Genomic DNA, 16,652 nt, shown 5'->3' with positions numbered 1-16,652 from the left:
ATAAAAATAACGCCTTAGTTGGCGTATTAATTGGTGCGGTCGTACTGTGCAACTACGACCCCGTTTATAATCATGACTGATTTATTAGCTGTAGGGTTGATGTGATCTGCCCAAGTTACTTCGGATAAAGTCCCGCTGCCTACGTCTATATCGTATATCACCTTCGCGTCACCCTCGACGTAGTTCGGATCAACTTTTGCAAATTCGAGTATCTTTTCACTTTCAGGGTTTTTAAACATACTAATGAACTCGTTTGCGGTTGGTATACTCATATGTCGATCACCCTCCTTAGTTGATGAACCATTCTCCCTCCGGTTTTTAAAGGTAATTTCCAAGACGTTTCTGCATACTTCGCTTTGACACCTAGCTTTGAGTATTCAATGTTTATCACGTCATCTATATCATGCATCGGCATTAATGCTGTTTCAAACTTAATCTTGCCGTATATTTGACTCGATTCATTTGCTATTCTCCGTACATATCCGTTTAAAGCTTCTTGATCGGCGATGTCGTTAATCTCGCGGTGGTCGGTGATTACTCTCCCTCTATTGACTGTAGACGTAGGACTATCTATGCTATCGTTGGTATAAGAACTACGCAACGGTTCTTGCTCTCCGTTAGTACGTACTACAACAAATTGATTTGGCACTGCCACTAGATCCAATTCCTCTTCCATTCCGGGAAGTGTAACAGAAATCTTATCGTCAATATACGTATATTCAGCCGAACGCTGCGAAGGACTTCTATAATAAGACGAAGTATAGTACCCATTTACGTCTACTTTGATTCCGTTGTAATTTATCTGTCGAAGTAACTGGTTAATAGCAAATAACTTTTCTTTTCCCGGCTCAAACTCGATTCTTTTATCAATTTTCTTGTCTGTATAATCAATATTCCACTTCGTAATCCCAGCGCTAGTTAGAATGTTTTTAACCGCGTCTATATAATTAGTACCCTTCTCTATCACATACCGTTCGGAAAACTTATCCTCCTTAAGAATAATTAAGCCGTCATATGCTTCAATATCGCGAATTATTAAGTTATCTTTTTCAATTCTCGTTGGACTTGATAATAAAAAGATGCCTAACGGGAAAGAGATATATTTACCGTCAAACATTTTTATTTCAAAGAAAGGTTGTATCCTATCGCTTAAATAGTTAATCGAATTGTCATCCTCTAACCTAAAGACTGCGGTTCGTTTTATATTGGCGTTTGAATTACACGATACTTCGCCACTTAAAACATTACTCAAAGTACGTATATAATTGTTATCTTTATCTAATAAATTGTACTTAAAGCGTATATTACGAGGTTGATATACGGCGTGGAGAGCATTTTTAACTGTCTCCTTACTATACCCTTGTCTTGAAATTTTCTGCATTTAAACTTCCTCCTTATAGTCAACCTCGTCAAAAATCGCCGAAACTTCATACATGCCGTTCGATATATCGAGTTCTTCTAACCCGCCTACTGTGACGTACACTTTTCTCCCCCGATAATCTCGGTACAATAAAGTCTCCATATTCCGAACTAAATTACGTAATTTTCCGAGTTCTTCTCTACTTTTAACAATGAACGTTGTCGGTAAAGATTCGGTAATATTCCCGCCGAATTCTGCAACGGATTTTGCTCTACCCGCGAAGTTTAACAAAGTGCGTTCTAACTGCAAGTTAGCATTAACATCCGGACCAACTGCTCCGGAACCGTACTCAATATTTACGAAATTAGACGGATTTTTCGCACTGGCTATAATCGCCACGTTTAAAATTAATAGTTCTAAAATACTACCACTGTCAGAATACGTGTTGTTATCTCCATGCGATCTAACAAAGTATTCCTGTTGTTCGCCACTAGCTACTGCATAATCAGTGTATTGTCCGTTTGGTTCAATGTTCGTTGCTATCCGAACAAATTCTCCATCAATACGTTTATACAAGTTGTTATATTTTACAGTGGGCTCAGTGTCTACTGGTGTTGGATTATCAATATGAATTACAATAGCAGCATCTTCTGTTGATGTAGCTAGAATTGGTTCAGCTGGCGGTGTATAACTAATATCTAGCGTTGCTGTATCAGCATCAGATTCCAGCCCATCTGAATTAGTAATCGTCAATTCCACAACATACTTCATTTGGTTTTCCAAATCATATTGAATTGTATGTGCTTTATTCGTCGTGCCGAAGTAGCTATAAACTTCTACACCGCTTTCTAATACTCGTAAGGTGTAACCCACTTGACCACTAGATGACCACTGAATCGTAGGATTAGCAGTGCTGATAACTTCTCCATTATTATGGCTCGTAATTGTTGGCGCACTTGGTTTATCCCCAGCAAAGAATACCGCGGTATCTGAATAAGGGCTAGCTAATCCTTCTTGATCATATGTTCTAACACGCCATTCAATTGTCCCGTGTGGCAGATTACTAAGTTCATAGTATTCATTGATAGTCACTTGATTAACAGTGTTCCATGTTGTATTACCTTGCAACCTCCACTGCAAATCAAATTCTGCTTGAGGATCATCATTAGAATCGTTGTGTTTCCACTCTAGACGCACTAACTCCTCTCTATTTTGGGGAGAACCACCACTCGGTATTAAATCTGTTGGGATAGTAGGAGCAAAGTTATGTTCAATTGTAAATACACCGTCTGATTCATCCCATTCTCCATAAGAATATCCATCATAAGCTCTTATCCTTATCTTCGCAATGCTTGTTTCTGATTCATTAATAAAATCATACTCATAACTAGTTACACCGGAAGAAGTTAGTCCAACGACGTCATGCCAATTTTCGCCGTTATCTGTAGATAGCTGTATATTATATTGTAAGTCTCCCGTTGGTGTAGAATTACTGTCAGACCCATCGTTCGAAGAATCCCAAGTTATTGTGTGTAAACTATTCCAAGTTTCTCCTCCGTTTGGGATTAACAAGTTTGGTTTAGAAGGTGGAACGTTATAAGTTATTTCTAATTTAGGTCGATTACTTTCATTTACTGAATTACTAGAATGAAATGAAGCTGAAACTGTTGTTGTGTCGGTTTGTTTGAACATCAATCCATTATTTTCATTTGTAAACCAATTTTGAGCAATATTGGTAATATCAACTTGAATAGCGTGTCCCGTATAGAATCTAATCTCATTTATACCGACATCTGTATGTTGTGGTTGGTTATTCCAAGTAACTCCCTCGCTCCACGCCTCTGTAACCACATATGGTTTAGCCTTTATATATCCAGATCCTATGCCACCTCTACCACCTAAAGACAAAATGGCATTGTTAATAAATGACCCTTTTGCTATCGTGGATAAATCAAACTGAATTAAAAACCTAAAACCATCGTTTTGCCCAACGAACAACTCGTCGGAGTTATTGTATGATGCATCAGGTGAACTAGTTCTTATATATGAATCTTTACCAGTACTTGCACCAGGCTGTATCGTAACAGTCGGATCAATCTCGATAGGATAAACTAAGTCGCTAACATCTGCACTTAATTCTACATATACCTTGTTGTCGTTATGTCGATTGACAACCATTTCAACATCACGTTCTGTACCATTAGCATCACGTAACCATGCAGGAATTAATTTTAATGATCCAGCAGTAAAATCGTCAGCAATATCTTTCCCTTTAACTTCAAATGCAAATGAAAAAGGAGCTCTATCCGTTTTTAAAAGAATAGTCTCCTTTATGCCATTAGGCTGTATCTTCAATTCAACGTCCGTATCATTCCACACATCTTGATACGTGATGATACTTCTATCTACACTTTCGACTTGCCCCATACTTGGTGAAGCCTTAACGGGTTTAAACGTAAGTTTATCAACACCTTTACCGATCGTATAACCTCGTTGAAAATTACGTGGAATGTGAGCATCAAACGGCACTCGCAATGCTTGGAAGTTATGGTTATTCCGATTCAACACACGTTTATCCTTCGCTTGTTTAGATTCCACTTTTGCTTGTTTAAATCGTTCACAACCTTCAAGTGCAACTGGTTCATCAATCACATCAAAGTCTGCTTCGTCATATAGATCAGTGTTGATGTTATGGAGATTCCCGTGTTCATCATCATAGTGAATTTGGCCTTGGTGTATTTCTGTTGTGTAGCTCCCATCGAAATTTATCCAAGTTTTACTATTATGAGTACGTTTGTTTCTCATTTCTCCGACTTTAAATGATTGTGTTGGCAATAGAATTCCTCCTTTCTAATTTGCCGTATATGCTTGTTTAAGACCTGTAAATAATTCTATAACTTGTTGCACTTCATCAATATTGCCGGCGTCTACTGTTATATTGACTTTCCGGTTATCCTGCGTTACATTCGGTTTTTTGTCAGTAAATCTTTTCGTTTCCGCTTGTAACTCCGCCGATACTTTCCCGTGATACCCCCGCATATCGCCGACTTTAAATCCGGCTAATTCCGGTTGTTCAGGCGTTGCAGCTTCGGAGACTTTTTGAGCCATTTTCGCAATCCCACTAATCTCTCCCGCCATACCTTCGATAAGTCCTAGACCGATCATTTTACCGACTTCGTTCTTCATTACGCGGGATGGCGATTTAATTCCGAAGAAACTTGTTAGCGTATTTTTGATATTACTTCCAACTTGTTTTACCTTTTCGATCGCTTTATCCTTCATACCTGCGATACCGTCGATTAATCCTTGGATTAAGTCTTTACCGGCGCTTAACATGTCGCCTACAAAGTCGCCTACTCCGCTAACTAACTCGGTACCAATATCTACCGCTGCTTCGCCTACAGAGTAAAGCATACGTAGTATTCCGACTACTAATTCTTCGACTAACTCGACGCCTGCTTGCAGTAAATCTGGTAACATTCCGATTATTGCGCCGACCAACTCGATTATTAGCGTAACACCTGCGGAAAGTAACTTCGGCAGTGTACGAATAATACCGTCTACTAACGACACCAAAATACGAACACCAGATTTGATAATTCGCGGTAGGTTCTTAACTAATGTCTTAACTACACTCGTTATCAATAATACCGCTGCTTCAATCAGCTTCGGCAGTGCGTCTATAATCCCGTCAATTAAGGCGATAAGAACTTGGATACCCGTTTCTAGGATCGTAGGCAGTAAGTCTACTATCGTTGTAATTAGCGATTCAATTAATATTACGGTAGTATCGATCAATTGCGGTAATGTATCGATCAATCCTTCGATTATTGCCATCAATACTTGGATACCGGACTGCAATACAAGCGGTAACATACCGACTACCGTCTTAATTGTTTCCGTAATTAACATCGTCACAGTGTCGATTAACTGTGGTAGTGTATCGATTATTCCGGTTATGAGCGACATTAGAACTTCAATTCCGGTCTCGATAACTAATGGAAGTAGTTCAGTTATTACGCCGACCATCGTTTGTATTAGCGTAGTCAATGTTTCGATAACTAACGGTAACATCATAACGATTCCGCCGATTAATGTCGTAAGGATCGTTACTCCCGCTTCCATTATCGTAGGTAGCAGTACCGCTAACGTTTCGATTATTGTCGTAATAAACGTCGTCACACCTTCTATAACTAACGGCATTGCCGTAACAATTCCGGTTAGGATGTTTTCAATAATTCCGACGCCTGCTTCGAGAATGACCGGTAAATACGTCGTTATGGCTTCTAGGAATCCGTTTATAACCGAAGTCACAGTTTCCGTTATTACATCGATATTGCTCGTAATTCCTTCGCTTATTGCCGGTAAAAACCGCGACCCTGCGATTATTAAGCCGGGAATTCCTCCGACAAGTATTCCGATTATGCTCGGTAATAACTTCGCAAATACTTCGCCAAGTTTATCTATATCACCGTTAATAACGGACTTTATCATACCGACCATGTCGCTAAACACTTCCGCAATCTTTTCCGTAGCTTCTAAAAGAAACTTAACGACCGAATTAGGTAGAAACGACCGCACTGCTCCGGATACTTTCGAAGCGATACCGCTTATTGCGTCAGGTAGTTCGCCTAACTTTTCTCCGACCGTACTTACTAGTTCGGACGTCATATCGCCAATATTTCCCCAATTCTTGATGATAACGGTTGCTAATGCGATAGCTGCCGATGCAACTGCGCCAAACGCGGTGACAAGACCGACTACTTTTAGTCCGACTAAGATCGCAGCACCTAAACCTCCGAACGTTACCGCTAATGTTCCGATCGCTGACGTAACCATTCCGATAATTACGAGGAATAGTCCGAACCCAGCCGCTAAGGTCGCTAGTATCGGAATTACAATTCCCATAGTCGTAATGAATAACTTCGTATTGTCGCTCGCATTTGTGAACCACTCGGCTAATCGCTCAAAGGCGGATATTACAGGATCAAGCGCGTCGATCATTCCGCTTAATGTACTCATAAATGGACCGCCAATGTCGCGGACAATGCCGCCGATACGGTTTCTTAATATCGACATTTTTGACGCAAACGTGTCGTATCTTTCCTGCGCTTCGTTCGTTAACGCCGTATTTTCTTCCCACGCTTTAGAGCCGAGATTTAATGCGTCCGTAAATACTTCGGATGCACCGCTAGCACGCATTAAGGAATCTCGTACACGGATTTCACCGAGTCCCAATTCGGCTAACACTTCGGCAGTATTCGCGCCCTCATCGGACATTTGCCCTAAACCATCAATGAACGTAATCATAGCGCTCGCTGCGTCTTTCTCGAATGCTTTCGCAAAATCTCCCGCAGACATTCCGGCAACTCTAGCGAAATTTTCGAGCGAGTCTCCGCCGTTCATTACGGCAGTATTCATTTCGAGCATAACGCGAGAAAACGCTGTTCCTCCGGCTTCGGCATTCACACCAACGGATGATAACGCACCCGCAAACGATAGAATCTGATCTTCGGTAAGTCCGACTTGATTACCGGCACCTGCTAGACGTAATCCCATTTCGGTGATCTCCGACTCTGTTGTCGCTAGATTATTACCGAGAGACACTACGGTACTACCGAGTCTACCGATATCGTCCATAGACATTCCGGTAATGTTCGCCAATCTCGCAAGACTCGTCGCGGCTTCTTCTGCGCCCATATTGGTAGCGACACCTAAGTCGACCATTGTCCGCGTAAAATCGATCACGTTGTCTTTTTCGATACCTAACTGACCGGCAATTTCGGCAACAGACGCAATTTCTTCGGCACTAGCCGGAATCTCTTTCGACATGTCGCGTATAGCTTTCGATAAATCTTCGTATTCGGATTCAGTTGCGTCGATTGTTTTACGCACTCCCGCAAACGCACTTTCAAAGTCAGACGCCTGTTTAACGGCAATACCGATTCCGGCAGCGGACGCAACCGCGATCACTCCGAAAGTTTTTGCGATTGTTGATCCTGCCGTCTCCATTTTATTACCGAAATTCTGTAGGTCGTTCCCTGCCGTATTTAGACTTCGTTGATAGTCGGATATATCCGCACCAATCCGAACTAATACGTCACCTATCATTTATCGTCGTCCTCCTTTCCGTTTAGTTTCGATAGGTCGAATTGCGCGAGCCACTCTTTCGTATGCTCTTGTTGTTCGCGGATTTCTTCGACCGTTTTACCTGCTATATCTTCTGCCGAAGGACGCTTGTATAGATCGTCTAACTTCGGTAACTTTCCTTGCTTACCTTTTCCGCGCGACGCCGCTGCGTACATGATTGCGTACATCGCTTCGCGTTCATTTTCATCATGTGTTCGTTCGATATTTTCTTCGCATATCATCGCAAATTCACGGTACGTCATTCGGAGGACTTCGATAGGTTGTAATCCTAAATACCGCCAACCGTGACGGACGCATTGGTCGACGTCGATATAATTCGTTTTTTCTTCGTCTACTTCATCAACGCTTCGATCTGTTTCTTCGCATCCGGATCGTTCTTGAACATCTTGTCTAGCGTTTTCTTGTAGAAAAAACTCTCTGCCACCACACCGTATGAAGTACGGTTAATAAGGTCTAAATCGATATTTTCGTTGGCAATTCCGTCCTCAATCGCCTTCTCAACATCTTTTCTTTTGAATCCTTTTTCGGTATGGAAAAGACCTGCGTAGACGATAGAAACATACGTGTCAATGTCGCCGGAAATCGCCTTTTGAATCAACATAAAGGCTCCACCTTCGTATAATCCGTTTAAGTATTTAACGCTATCTAGTGTGATTTTCAATTCGTGTTCTTCGTTATTTATTTCAAAACGTTCCATAATCGTATTACCTCCGTTTTATTTTCGATTTTAAAAAGAAAAAAGCGAGCATACCGCCCGCCATAAATTACGCTTCGTCAGGTGCACCTTCCGGAACTTCCGTTAGAGTTCCTACTTGTATATCGCCGTTTAATGTCGCTTCAAGAGAATATGTCGCAAATTCTCCGTTTGAGTTCGATTGTTCGAAAGAATCTAGTTTGTACTTTCCGAATTCAGTATCTAGTGTTCGAGTATTTACTGTTGTTATTTTTACAAGTTTCTTCTGCCTAATTGATTTTTTAATATAAGGAATAGCTGGGTCATTCTCAGTAAAAACACCCTCTAAAGACAAAGATTCCGTTACATTAGAGTAATCGGAACCAGTTTTATCTTTTGTATTCAAGTCAATAGAGTCAGCTTCTATGGAGTTAGATCCATTTGTTTGGTTAAAAGGTCGGTAGTCTGTTTTAGTGGTACTTCCGGAACCATCTTCTTCTTCAATCTCCACTAAATATAAAAATTCATCGCCTCTGTATTCAGCAGCCATTTATATTTCCCCCTTATTTTTATGTGAAATACGCTCGACCTCAATATCGAAATAAAGTCGGTGCATTCTCGTTTGATCCGAAATATCTTCGGGTATAATCGGTACTTCGTTTGTTATCGACACGTTAAAAAAGCCGGAGGTTAGCCCCCCGGTTTCGTTATATAACGGAATATCTTCGAATAGAAATAATTCTCGTATCTCGTCTTGTTTCGATGAGCGCTCCGCATGTGTCCTCGCATACAATCCGAGTTGAAAACGGAAAGTAGTCGCTATGGATTCGTTCTGTTTCGAAATAGCCGTCAAGTTATTCTGCATTTGTTCGACGGTGATAAACGGCTTTTCATCCGGCAGCTTTATTCCGTCATATATTAAAACAGACGGTATACCCGTCTTATCTTCGAGAAACACCTGTATAGAATATCCGAGTTCTAATTGCACGTTTATTCACCGTCCTTTGCTCGTTTCTCAACCGCTTTTTTATACGCGTCCTCGTTATCCCATATAGACCTCCGTATGAACCCTTTATGCGTCTTGTGTTCGTACTCTTGGCGTAATGTGTAGTCGGTACCTGCGATAATTTCCCATATACCGGTACGATTGACAGGCGACCGTTGCACGCCACTAACTAGCGTATTTTTCAATAATCCCGTCAATATAGGCGCCTTTTCCGACGCTTCACTCGCAATCTTACGCGCATAGGCTTCCGTTATCTTATCGATATCAGATTCCGCAGTTTGGTCGGTTAATTTTCGACGAACAGTCGTATGAATACCGGTCACTTTTACGGTTGATTTCGCCATTACCCCGTCAACCTCCCGACCATAATGACGCGATTCGTTGCGCCAATGCCTGCGTTATCTTTCGCCATAATCGTATAGTCGTCGTCATCGTCCCCGTATTCTACCGATATAACGTCCTTCGCAGGTATCGGTAAATCATCGATGTCTATGTCGATCCATATATCGCCTTCTTCGACTTCTACTCCGTCGATAAGGTCGCGGTCTAGTTTAAACGCGGATGATATTTCGACCACCACGGCGACAGTAGATTCCGTCACTTCTTCGGTAATCGGTTCGTCAGTTATCGGATGCCGACCGGTTTCTGTTTTGCCGATTAGCGTAATAGGTACCGTACGGTTGTGCGTAACTTCCTTGCGGTTGGATTTAATCCATGCGATGTCGTGTTGCGTAATCATCAATTATCACCGCCTAAATATTCGTCCTTTAAGATATAACGGAAACTAGCGCGACATTGCGGGTGCGGAGCGTAGATATACGTATCTTCCGGTCGGTACATACCAGCGCCCCAACCGTACGGATTTTGCCGAGACAATCGATAACATTCGTGATGTTCGTGTCGTCGGTGTCCGGGGTGGTCGATAATTTGTACCGCCTTAACAACATCTGAATCGGACGCCGAATATGCCGTTGCTACGCGGTGTGCCGTATTTCCTTCGGTTGTAACGAGTCTCCGTATCTTCCACGTTTCGTTATCGTACACTTTTCGTATATCTACCGTCATTTGATTAACGGAACGTCCTTGTAATATTCCGCTTCGTAACGTCTTGTTTAGTTCATCCCGTTGTTCGCCTGCTAACCGCCATATGCGGTCAGACAAGACTAGTCCATCGTCAGAATATCGGTTAGTTACATAACGTAACACGTTCCGATTTATTCTCCGTGGACTAATCGCATCTACCGCAACAATAGCGCCTAATGCCGTTGCGCTCGCCGTAACTGCTGATTCCGCCGAATCTTCGATTACTTTGTTTAACGCCGTAATTCCGTTATTCCGAATGATACGCTCTACCTCGTCTAAATCGCGTAACAACGAATTAACTCGCGCTCTACTTATCGTATTATCCTTTTTCGCGTATTCGTTGAGTAAGTCGATTAGTTCGAGGCGTGAGCGATCAATTTCGGAAATTGCGAATCGTTGCAGTCGTTCGTTCTCCGTTTGGTAACGTTCGAATGCAGTCGCTAGTTGCGTGTTAATCCGTTCTTGTGCGGTCATCGGTGATCCGCCCTTTCAGGCGTTACCGTGATTGACGTCCCTCCATTACGATGATACCGATACTTCCGTAGTGCTTGATTCGCTAATTTACTATAGTTTTCGAATACATTCGTCTTATCTACGGTTTCGTCTCGGTCTGTGTACGTAAAGTAACGGGCAGCGTCGGTCGATATTTCTTCGTATGCAAGGTGTAACGACAAGTATACGAGTGCGTTATCAAGATACGATTCTTCGCCTTCTGTTATACCACTTTCGTTCGTAGCTTCACCGACCCACCTGGCGACATCCGCAGATGTAACGCCGGGTATCTTCGTCAGTCGATTCAATACTCGTTCTTCTACTGTCGCCAAGTGGCGTCACCTCCGTTATTTTTTCGCTTTACTACCGGATTTCTTCGGTTGCGCTTTCGGCTTCGGTTCTGCTTTTTCTTCCTCCACCTTTTCGACGTCTGTTAAGTTGTCTAAAACGTCAATTTCCGCTTTCTTTTCTGTTGTGTAATTACCGTTCATAAATTGCTTACGTTCGTCTTTTACATAGAATCCTAACTCCGGATATTTCGATTTATATTTCGCCATACTTTTACATCACCTCTTTAAAACCCGCCGAGAAACGACGGGTTCATTATTGATTTAATTATTACTTACGCTAATCCTTTCAGACGTCCGTGTGCTTTTTCTTGTTGTACTTCAAGAGTGTATTCACCGACAAGAGTACCAGTTGTGTAATCGCCTTTTTCACCCATGTATTTATGGAAGAATTCACGACCAACTAATGGACGGATAGCCACACGGTTAGCATCTACTAAGAATAATTCGTCAGCAGCTAGGTTATTGTCGACAGCGATTTCGAATTGTCCGAAGTCAGATACGAATTGATCTACTACTTGACCACGAGTATTCTCTGCGCGCTCTAGGCGGATTTTATCTTGCTCTAAACCGGACAATGCACGTTTTTGTTTCGCAGGAACGATGATTTTGTACTCTCCGCCGTTAGCGAAACCACCTTTTTCGTAAACTTTTTGCGCTAAGTTGTTAATAGCGTCCGCAGAAAGCGCGCCATCTACTGCGTCTACGTTAGACTGAATGAATTGACGAATACCTTTCATTTGACGGATTTGCCCGTTTTCATATTCAACACCGTTAATTAGCGCTTTTTCTAGTTGAAGCGCTAATTCTAATTGTTTCTTTTGCTTTTCGTACTCATACAAGTCACTTACTCCGTACTGCTGAACTGCGGAAGCTGTCCCACTGATTTCGATAGTGTCATCGAAGATTTGAGTTAGGTTAGACACTTTTTTGCGTGCTTTGTAGCGTGCATTACGAGCGTCAGCACCTTCTACACCTTCAACGAATTGGACTTCGATTTTTGCACCGTCTGCGATGTCCGCAGCAGTTGTAGAAGCGTAACCACGCTCAACAGTTAAGTCATTACCCGAAACTGCCGTTACTTTAATTAATTCGTCTCCAACTTTTACAACATGACCAGCTCTGAATGGCTCGGCATCCGCTACTGTAACAGTAGTATCCGCCGCTAATTTATCTCCATTTACAGTTGATTCGTCAGCAAACATTTCATCCTCAAACCATTGGTGAGTAGTTTGTGTTACGGCTTCACTAAACCCTAATAGGTTAAGTAATGGTGTTTGATGTGGGTTAAGCATGATAATTTCATCAACTACAGACTGTTTTTTTCCAATTAAGCTAGCATCATAGATTTTTGACATTTAATATTTCCCCTTTTAAGTTAGTTTTTTTGTATTAAAAAAGACGCCTATTAAGTCGACGTCAAAACTATAAACCTACTTCACGTTTGTAACTCGCGTATGCTACTTTATCTTCAATCCGGCCGGATTTACGCGCTTTCGTTTCTAATTCTTCAAGTTTCTTCCTAATTTGATCCTTAGATGGATCTCGTTTTGCCTCGTGTTGCCCCGGCGATGGGTCAGCGTAATCATTTCCGCCGAATAAGAATTTGCTCGACTCTTTCAGCGACTCAATCACGGAATCAACGCCTTTTACGTTTCCGTCCTCGTCTACTTCTACGCTTTCGAAGTCTGCTAATTTGAACGCAGCTTCTAACGCATCTTTACGAATACCGCTATCTTTCGCTAATACCTTAAACTCGGATTTGATTAACCGTTGATTAGCGCTTTCTAGCGTTTGTTGTTTAATTTGTTCCGCTTCCTCTGCGGTCTTTTGATATTGTTCTAACTGCGACTGTAACCGTTCTAATTCGGTCATTTCTGCCTCTTTACGTTCTTGCTCTGCTTTTTCATACTCGGTCAACTTCGCCTTTAAGTCGTCATAATCTGCGTACTTTTCTTTTTCGCGAGCAACTCGTTTCTGAACAATATCGTTAACTTTCGACTGTGGTACGAATGTGTCATCGGACTTTTCGTTAGTTTTTTCCGTCGTTTCAGACGTTTCTTTAGTTTCGTCCACTTTCGTTGTTTCTTCGTTTACTTCCTCGTTTTTTACTTCTTCACTCATGATAAATTCCTCCCACGTTTTTTAGTCCGCGTAGACTATTGATTTCCGTTTCTTTTAACGTCTTAACGTTCGGACATAGACACTATTCTTCGTTATTTTCTAAGACTGACCCGCGTTCATTGTACGGGTCCTCCTCTTGCTTCATTAACTTTTCTTCTGCAAGAATCTCCATTAACTTAGCTTCCGGATTCTCTACACCTTTTCTCGCTAATGCGCCTTTAATTGATTCTAAGTCGGCGCTCATTTCGCTGGTTAATCGTTCTACTAGTTCGTTCTGATCTTCCGGTAACGGCAACCGTAAATGTACGACATTATCGTAACGGTCATCGTCCATTTGTTCGACTAGTTTTCGATCATAAGAAAAACGCGGGTCATCAACACGCGCTTCCATGTATCGCAAAATATATTCGTTCAGTAATTGTAACCTCGATTTCCATACGACCCATGAGCGTTGCGTTTTCGAGATAATTGTTCGGTGCATCAATTTAACGGCTTGGTCGTTTACTCCCCCGGTTTTCATTTCCGCAGTATTGACGCTAGGTACTTCTGCAATCTTATATAAATTCGAGTACATGCGGTCTAAATACGACTCTGTTGCGTCTTTAAATTTAAAATTAGACTCCAACTTCTTAGCGTCAGGTCTTTCTCCTTCTAATAGTCCGCCATCCCCTTGAAGGTTCCACATTGCGCCCGGTGCGACCTTTAAACCTTTATCGTTATCGACGCCCATTAATAACGTGATTGCGAACATTTCGAAGCGAATCGCATCGGAATAGTCGCTTAATTTCTTATTGATTTCGTCGGTTAGTTCCGACCATTTTTCAATCTCGGAAAATCCTCGATCCATTCCCGTTAATCGTTCATTCGGTATTTCAACAACAGGGATGAAATTTAATCCCATTTTTGACTTCTCTACTTTCGTATCTTTTAACCAAATATCGTTATTCTCGTCGATCTCATATACCGCCTCGTGTAACCAACACTCATAATCGTATTTTTCCTCGTCCCATTCGAGCGTAAAAGACTGCTTCCATAAGATTCGACTTTCGTCGTCTAGGTAATGGTGAAAATGTACTTCTTCTAGCAATTCCTCGTCATCATGGTTGTATTTCGAAATAACTTCGAAATCCGGTCGGAAACTTAATCGAATCCTTCCGAGCCTTTTATCATAAAACAACTTCGCCCAAACAGTACCGGCAATCTTACGGTCTTTTGCCGCTTCAAGTAGTTTCTCGTGCGTCCTATTATCTTTATGGACGCGGTTAATCAATCGTTCTTTTGCCGCAGCTCGCTTATTTTCGCGTTCTTGTTCGTCAGATTGCTTGTAACCCGGCTTAACCATATCGATAGGGTCGTCGATCACTTGCGGTTCAACTTCCCATTTCGGCTCCATTTCGAACTCCCACGCCGCCATAGTATCTATAAGTAGTCGGTCATGGTTAACGGTAAGTAACGTAGGGTCGTACTCTAATCCGCCGGGCTTCTTGTAATACCGCCAAACTTGCTGACCTTCGTATCGTTCGTACAATTTAATTACGCGATTAATTCGTTCTAATTCGTCGGCTCCGATCCATTCTTGATCCGGTCGTAGCCAGCTATTGATTTCCATTATCGACATATAACGCCCTCCTTTCGTATTGTTATCGCATTCGTTTCGCTGACGTCGTTATAGATACGCTCTTTTGTCTACTTGCAGATACCGCCATTTCAAGACTATCCGGTAGATCATCGTGGGAACCTTGTCCGTATCTCTCAAATTGTTCGAGTAATAAATGATGCCTACGCGAGAATTGAATCGTTTTATTTTCGATATAAGGTAACATCGTCTCGATACGTAATTCTTTCCGAGACCGTTGGTATATCTTTTTCAACCGCGTTTTTGCGGGATAACCTTCTGCTTCTAACCTCTCGCTAAGTATGATACCGAAGAACTCTTGCGCAAATTGCGCCTCTACGGAGATAATATCGGGTTGCCACTTATTAACGTACTTTACAATTTCCTCAATAAATCCGTCCGGCTTAATTCTGTCGCCATATGAATCTACTACATAAATCGTTCCGGTTTCTTTGTGCTTTGCTACTACGGATATTGCCGAATAGTCTCCTCGTTGTTTTCCTAACGCAAAGTCAATACCGAATGCAATTGTATATGACTTATGGTCAAACGTTTGATTCGGAAATTTCTCGTCCCAATACGTAAATGTTTCCGGGTTGAATATCATTGATTCCTCGTCGACAGGGTTGTTCATATACTCTGTGTTAAACGCTTTACTTCCGTTATCCCACTTCCATTTCATCAGCTTAAATAACGGCTGAACATCTTCCCATAATACCTTCGACCCTTCGAGCATTTCTTTTTCGTGTTTCTTGTAGAACGCCTCCGCTTCGTCCTTACGTTTCGGATTCTCGCGGTCCGTGTAAATTTCTCGGCATTCTTCCCACAAGTCCGACCGTTTCGGAAATTCGATAATGGCTCGGTATACTTTCGATTCGAAGTCCGACCGCTTATATAATACGTTCATCAAGAGCGCTTCCCAATGGACGGTAGTACCCATGTACACAATCGCCGTTTTCTCGCCTTTTGGATCGCCTAACGGTACGACTGTCTGCGAGAACCAATCCCGTAATTTCGACCGTTGCTCCGGCGTACTGGCGTTACCTCCTGGGCGCGCATCCTCTAAGTCATCGCATACGATTAAGTCCGGACGAGAGCCGTTCCAGTTACGTCCGCGCAACGCTTGGCCGGTTGAAGCCGCCTCAACCAGCGCAATTTGTCTCCGCCTATCTCCGTCTTGATACCACGCTATAAACGCATCGGACTTATCGGTTATATTCGATTGATCTTTCGGAGATAATAACGGGCCAAAGTCATTCCGTAGTTTTTCGTTATATTTCAGTTGGTTACGTATCCACTCCATGTTACCGATTGATACCGTCGGTGTTTCCGATATGATAATCGTGTATTTACGTTTTCGATAAACGACTTCATGTACCGGAAACCCTTTCGATAGATACGTAGACTTGGCGTGGGAACGCGGAGCAGCTACTGCCACTTTCGCATTAACTTTATCCGTTGATACCTCGTTCATAATGTCGGTTATTTCCTTATGGAACTCCGGTGACTGCGATTTATCGGATATATCAAAGCCTTCCCAATTTCCGTCATTACCCGGATTCATTGCTTCGGAAAAGTATTCGATCGCAAACTGTAGATTATCGTCTTCACATCGATCTATCCTTCGCAACCTATCGAGTTCATTCGCCTTTTCCATATAGTCGGCGATAACTTCGCTAGGCATAGCGTCAATGTCCGGGTACTTGTCGTCTAACATTGCGATATAGTCGTCGTATACTCCGATTAATTCTCGCCGTTCTTTTCGTTCTAGCCATCTTCCGTCAACCCATGCGATCATTATC

17 protein-coding genes are annotated in these 16,652 nt (G+C 42.2%); all 17 read right to left on the bottom strand.

From position 1 onward, the window contains the following. Window positions 1-26: 26 nt before the first annotated feature. Window positions 27-272, bottom strand: a complete 246-nt coding sequence (locus tag BMX40_RS16665; protein ID WP_090872047.1) for a hypothetical protein — start codon at window positions 270-272, stop codon at window positions 27-29. After that, the gene (locus tag BMX40_RS16660; RefSeq protein ID WP_090872044.1) at window positions 269-1,381 is read right to left on the bottom strand and encodes a hypothetical protein; all 1,113 of its coding nucleotides are present in this window, start codon (window positions 1,379-1,381) and stop codon (window positions 269-271) included. Before BMX40_RS16660 ends, BMX40_RS16665 begins: the two co-directional genes overlap by 4 nt. Then, on the bottom strand, window positions 1,382-4,195 hold the full coding sequence (locus BMX40_RS16655) for a DNRLRE domain-containing protein (RefSeq protein ID WP_090872042.1): 2,814 nt from the start codon (window positions 4,193-4,195) through the stop codon (window positions 1,382-1,384). Window positions 4,196-4,210: 15 nt separating this feature from the next. Then, window positions 4,211-7,471 (bottom strand): phage tail tape measure protein, encoded by a 3,261-nt coding sequence (locus tag BMX40_RS16650; protein WP_090872040.1) that lies wholly within the window; start codon window positions 7,469-7,471, stop codon window positions 4,211-4,213. Next, the gene (locus BMX40_RS16645; protein WP_090872037.1) at window positions 7,468-7,752 is read right to left on the bottom strand and encodes a hypothetical protein; all 285 of its coding nucleotides are present in this window, start codon (window positions 7,750-7,752) and stop codon (window positions 7,468-7,470) included. The genes BMX40_RS16650 and BMX40_RS16645 overlap by 4 nt, the downstream gene beginning before the upstream one ends. An 89-nt stretch (window positions 7,753-7,841) precedes the next feature. Beyond that, entirely contained in the window at window positions 7,842-8,207 is a 366-nt protein-coding gene (locus BMX40_RS16640; protein ID WP_090872035.1) for a tail assembly chaperone, read from the bottom strand. Window positions 8,208-8,274: 67 nt separating this feature from the next. Next, entirely contained in the window at window positions 8,275-8,733 is a 459-nt protein-coding gene (locus tag BMX40_RS16635; protein WP_090872033.1) for a phage major tail protein, TP901-1 family, read from the bottom strand. Further along, window positions 8,734-9,171, bottom strand: coding sequence for a hypothetical protein (locus BMX40_RS16630; protein WP_090872031.1), 438 nt, complete (start codon window positions 9,169-9,171; stop codon window positions 8,734-8,736). A gap of 2 nt (window positions 9,172-9,173) precedes the next feature. After that, the gene (locus BMX40_RS16625) at window positions 9,174-9,533 is read right to left on the bottom strand and encodes a hypothetical protein (protein ID WP_090872029.1); all 360 of its coding nucleotides are present in this window, start codon (window positions 9,531-9,533) and stop codon (window positions 9,174-9,176) included. Then, complete coding sequence (locus tag BMX40_RS20415) at window positions 9,533-9,766, bottom strand: hypothetical protein (protein WP_170840832.1); 234 nt, start codon at window positions 9,764-9,766, stop codon at window positions 9,533-9,535. The genes BMX40_RS16625 and BMX40_RS20415 overlap by 1 nt, the downstream gene beginning before the upstream one ends. A gap of 161 nt (window positions 9,767-9,927) precedes the next feature. Continuing rightward, window positions 9,928-10,746 (bottom strand): structural protein, encoded by an 819-nt coding sequence (locus BMX40_RS16615; protein ID WP_090872026.1) that lies wholly within the window; start codon window positions 10,744-10,746, stop codon window positions 9,928-9,930. Next, window positions 10,743-11,096 (bottom strand): hypothetical protein, encoded by a 354-nt coding sequence (locus tag BMX40_RS16610; protein WP_090872024.1) that lies wholly within the window; start codon window positions 11,094-11,096, stop codon window positions 10,743-10,745. Before BMX40_RS16610 ends, BMX40_RS16615 begins: the two co-directional genes overlap by 4 nt. Before the next feature lie 15 nt (window positions 11,097-11,111). Beyond that, window positions 11,112-11,321 carry a hypothetical protein gene (locus tag BMX40_RS16605; protein WP_090872022.1) on the bottom strand — a complete coding sequence of 70 codons (210 nt, stop codon included), beginning with the start codon at window positions 11,319-11,321 and terminating at the stop codon, window positions 11,112-11,114. A 65-nt stretch (window positions 11,322-11,386) separates the two neighbouring features. Then, entirely contained in the window at window positions 11,387-12,469 is a 1,083-nt protein-coding gene (locus BMX40_RS16600; protein ID WP_090872020.1) for an SU10 major capsid protein, read from the bottom strand. A gap of 67 nt (window positions 12,470-12,536) precedes the next feature. Continuing rightward, window positions 12,537-13,235, bottom strand: a complete 699-nt coding sequence (locus BMX40_RS16595) for a phage scaffolding protein (RefSeq protein ID WP_090872018.1) — start codon at window positions 13,233-13,235, stop codon at window positions 12,537-12,539. Window positions 13,236-13,317: 82 nt separating this feature from the next. Next, window positions 13,318-14,853 (bottom strand): phage portal protein, encoded by a 1,536-nt coding sequence (locus BMX40_RS16590; protein ID WP_090872016.1) that lies wholly within the window; start codon window positions 14,851-14,853, stop codon window positions 13,318-13,320. A gap of 22 nt (window positions 14,854-14,875) precedes the next feature. Beyond that, window positions 14,876-16,652, bottom strand: a 1,777-nt coding sequence (gene terL, locus BMX40_RS16585; RefSeq protein WP_342028690.1) for a phage terminase large subunit, incomplete at its 5' end; no start/stop codon positions are given.

Origin of the sequence: Oceanobacillus limi (genome assembly GCF_900111445.1) — a bacterium.
Classification (GTDB): Bacteria; Bacillota; Bacilli; order Bacillales; family Amphibacillaceae; genus Ornithinibacillus; species Ornithinibacillus limi.
This window is presented reverse-complemented; position numbering and strand designations above follow the sequence as displayed.